The following is a 4,131-nucleotide window of genomic DNA, read 5'->3' as shown; positions in this document are numbered from 1 at the left end:
TATGCGATTTGTGCGATTTGCAGGGATTCGGGAAAAAAAGGTTGAAAAAAGTGGTATTTTTTATAGAAAAATTCTGCCCAAATATTCAGAATAGCTTAAAATGAGCGATTTATGAGTATTTTACCTCAATAGAGGTAATAATTTAGCAACGGTTCTAATTTCTGCAATGTGCATATGTTTGCTTGTCAAACAACTTTTTTCAAAATTTACAGAAAAACATTCAACTACTTCTTGTCTTCCACAAAGCCATGGGATGAAAAGTCTCTCGTTGATAGGCTGTCTTGTTTGTTGTCAGCATTGAAATTCCAAATGTTCTCTGGTTCATGTACAGTTTGCAATGGTACTTTAACAATAGAGTCAGAAGCCACTTTCTCATAGTCATTTGCAGAATGATCTGTTTGTTCCTTAAAACTTAAAAAGAAAAAATTTCTTCCCCAACCATTACCAAATATAACATCTAATGGTTCCCCTGTATCTTTCCATATTCTGACTCTTGCTGCAAATCCAAAATCAAATTTAACGGCAGTACTATCATATGTAAAAGTTACAGTATAGAACTTTCTTCCTATCTGTTTTCTTATTTGAGGGCGGCTGTCTCCTCCGTAATCCTTCTTTTTGAAAACTTGAACATCCGATACGTTAGCCTCTTTAAAAAATGGAACATACGCAGGACCAAAGGTCAAAGCCACGTTTCTTGCGCTATTTACAAGAGTACTATTGTCTAAGACCTCTGGTCGCTTGCATGAACTCAAGAATAGTGTACATAATACCGCTATTCCCCAAACTACAATCATTATAGATGGTATTTTTTTCATAATTCGTAATTTTTAATATTTATATTCTTGAAATATTGCGTATTGATTACTCTCTATTGATCCTTTCCACCAATTCATCTGGTGTAAGTATTTCCATCTTTGAGAAACCAAAACACTTTTTGCCTAAGTCCTTAATGGATGCACCTATATGATCGTCGTACTCTAATGTGGTGGTAATCTCACCATCCGGGGCCACTATGCTGGATGAACTTTGTGAATTACCTATGTCACAATATGACTTGGCAAGAAACATGTCTTATTTGGTTTCATATATGAATTCTATTGTTTCATAGTGTTTCCTATATTCTTTTTTTAATTTTACGACCCTATTATTCTTATCATAAGTAAAGACACATGTATATGAAATAATGACGTCAGACATGTTTGGCTTATATGTATAACTATATTGAGTAATAAGACAATCCTTGACTATAATTTCAATACTTAACACATAGTCAACACTGGCATCAAGATATGTGTAATACTTATTGATATTTTGTATAGAAATCTTTTTTTGTTCCCCTATTGGCTTTGTAAATGACAAGATTTCGCTTGGGTCATAACTTGATAAAATATCAGCAATAACACATGCATCCTTATATATGACCTCGGGATATTTTAGCTTTATTCCATAATCTGTTAGGCTATTAGATTGATTTAAAAATATCTTTTGACGCGTTTTGTCATCTGTGGACAATTTTATCAATCTACCCTTTTTATTATATACCCCGATTTTTTTCCCGTGTAGAAATAAACTTCTCTCTAACTTATAACCATTACTTAAAATGTTTACAACAGTCTGTGATTTCAATTCCAAACTGTTTAGAATTGAAATCACAGAAAGTATTAATATCGCGCAAAATCTCATTACTAATTTTTGTTTAGTTCCTTTCCAAAAGATAGTTCTGTAGAACACACCCTGCTTCGGCTTTGCGTTGCCCTCGTCCAATCTACGGAACACTTCTTCTATACGCCTGTCGGATTCTTGCAAGTGTTGTTGCATTTCCAATTGATGGTATTCCATTGTCGAGAGACGCTGAAACACTTCGGCATTGTTCTGTAGAAAGTGACGCATTGAAGTGAAAACTCGCATTATTCGAATATTCACCTCAATCGCAGTGTCAGAACGTAAAATACTACTAAGCATAGCGACTCCGTTTTCAGTAAATACGTAAGGCATGTATTTCAAATGTTGTCCGCGTCCTTCGTTTAAGGTCGCAATTTGCGACCTTAAACATTCGTCCTTGGTCAATTGAAACATGAAATCTTCTGGAAATCGTTTAATATTACGTTTTACTTGCTCATTAAGACGCTTTGTTTCAACGCCATAAAGTGTGGCAAGGTCACGGTCAAGCATAACTTGCTGTCCTCTAATGATTTTTATTAGAGGCTCTATATTGTCAACACCAACCAACTGGTCACGATTTGTGACCAGTTCGCCGTTTTCTGTCTTTTCCGTTATGTCTGCCATATTTCTATCTTTATTTTTGAGATCACAATTTGTGACCTTAAACGTGTTGTTACTTATTATTGCATTCAAAGGTAGTGCTTTTAGCCTTTAAGCCACTATTGCACAACCCCTTTTTGAAAAGAACGAAAAATTAATAGTATTATTGCGGTGATTGTAGTTTTATTAACTCACCCTGAAAGGGATATGCATAGTGTGTTGTATGCATTCTCTTCCAGGGTATTTTTTATGGTTCATCCAGAAATTCGATGATTTCTGCTATTTGTTGCCGGGTGTAGAAGTGGGAAAACTATACTGAACAAAATGCAAATAAACTGCATTAAACTATAACAGTGATAGCATGACACAGTTTAGCTTACACTCTCGTTAACACACACTAATTCTTGTAGAACCATAATAAAAAACTCCCCATAGAGTTTACTTTTGAATAGAATTTACGTAAATGACAAGATTTTTTGCCTGATTAACAAATATAGAATCTCCTTTTGCTTCATAAGAAAATAATGTATTATTATCCAAAAGTTTATCCTTACTAATCACAACAATTCTAACCAAAGGAATCCCTAAATAGTTTGCGAGCTTTTTATCAGATTCTACTTCACTTTTAGTATAGGATATTATACCATCACTCCTATACACATCTACATTTTGCAGTTTCTTTTTAACATAATAAACACACTTTTTTATAGCATATTTCTCCCCTCTATATTCTATCGTTCCACAAGAATTATTATATTTTAATCCTGAGGAAACTTCTTTACAATAGTTTCATAAACAACAATGCCACTTCACACACCTTTTAGTGCGCAAAGTGGCATTAATTATAAGACGTTGAACGAGCAGTAACCCGTTGTATCTCTGTAGCCTTCTGTTGTCTCTATTCTCATTTTCTTCCCAATGCGATATGTCCCTTTCGTATATTTCTGACGTACATTGCCCAGATCAATTTGAAATTTTCTGGCAGTGTTTGGTCGGATGCCAAGACCTATCTCTATAAAGGCAGCATTCTTCAATGGAATCTTTTTCCAACCTTTATTTTCCTTCTCGATAAAGTACTCATAACCAACGATACAAGTCCATGGTGAATTGTTGGTTATAGTCAACGTAACAACTTGAGGTTTATTCGTAAAATGCGTCTGCGAGAGTTCCAAGCCAAGGTTTCCTTGTACAGAGTTGGCCTCTTTTGCTGTTTTGGTCTCTTGCTCGGATTTATTCTCTTGCACATTACTAGTTAAAGCACTTGCTTCCGTTACTTGACTATTACTTTTATCCCCAACAGAGCAAGAAAGAAACAATAAACATGCAATCATGCATCCTAGCAAAAAAATAAGATTAATTTTCATACTCATTATTTTAATACTTAACATTATGCAATCTTTTGCATAATCATATTATTTTTCACTTACGACGAAGCTTTATATACAAGCCCAAAAATATTATCGTATTTATGGCAAACCAAATAAAATTTATAGTAACACCAGTATCGAATATCTGGTAAACCATATTTATGATAGCATCATTATCTATAGTTCCTACCTCGTATTTTATACTAACATACGCATTTACCACAAAGATAGCATAAACAAAAACCATTAGAAATGATATAATAAAGTAAATTATTAACAGTTTCTTCATAAACAATCATCTATTAAAATTCTGACTACTACTATTGCTTCCACTTCCAAAAGAACCAAAAACATTCCCACTTGAAGAAGAACGTGTATTTGAATTGCCTTTTTTATTGTACAGTAGTGAATTATGATAAATCGAGTTACTTCATTAAAATTGATTTATTATTGTAGCCATAGCCGATAATCTTTACATCTACTTTTGAATGGATTAAAGTTG

General features: G+C 33.7%; 3 protein-coding genes. All 3 read right to left on the bottom strand.

Annotated elements, in window-relative coordinates; genetic code table 11:
* Positions 1 to 224: 224 nt before the first annotated feature.
* On the bottom strand, positions 225 to 815 hold the full coding sequence (locus tag F7D47_RS07345; protein ID WP_153086770.1) for a hypothetical protein: 591 nt from the start codon (positions 813 to 815) through the stop codon (positions 225 to 227).
* 256 nt (positions 816 to 1,071) lie between these two features.
* The gene (locus F7D47_RS14910; RefSeq protein WP_228113363.1) at positions 1,072 to 2,286 is read right to left on the bottom strand and encodes an ORF6N domain-containing protein; all 1,215 of its coding nucleotides are present in this window, start codon (positions 2,284 to 2,286) and stop codon (positions 1,072 to 1,074) included.
* An 818-nt stretch (positions 2,287 to 3,104) separates the two neighbouring features.
* On the bottom strand, positions 3,105 to 3,626 hold the full coding sequence (locus tag F7D47_RS07330; RefSeq protein WP_153086769.1) for an immunoglobulin-like domain-containing protein: 522 nt from the start codon (positions 3,624 to 3,626) through the stop codon (positions 3,105 to 3,107).
* Positions 3,627 to 4,131 lie beyond the last annotated feature (505 nt).

Source organism: Segatella copri (genome assembly GCF_009494835.1).
GTDB classification, from domain to species: Bacteria; Bacteroidota; Bacteroidia; order Bacteroidales; family Bacteroidaceae; genus Prevotella; species Prevotella copri_F.
This window is presented reverse-complemented; position numbering and strand designations above follow the sequence as displayed.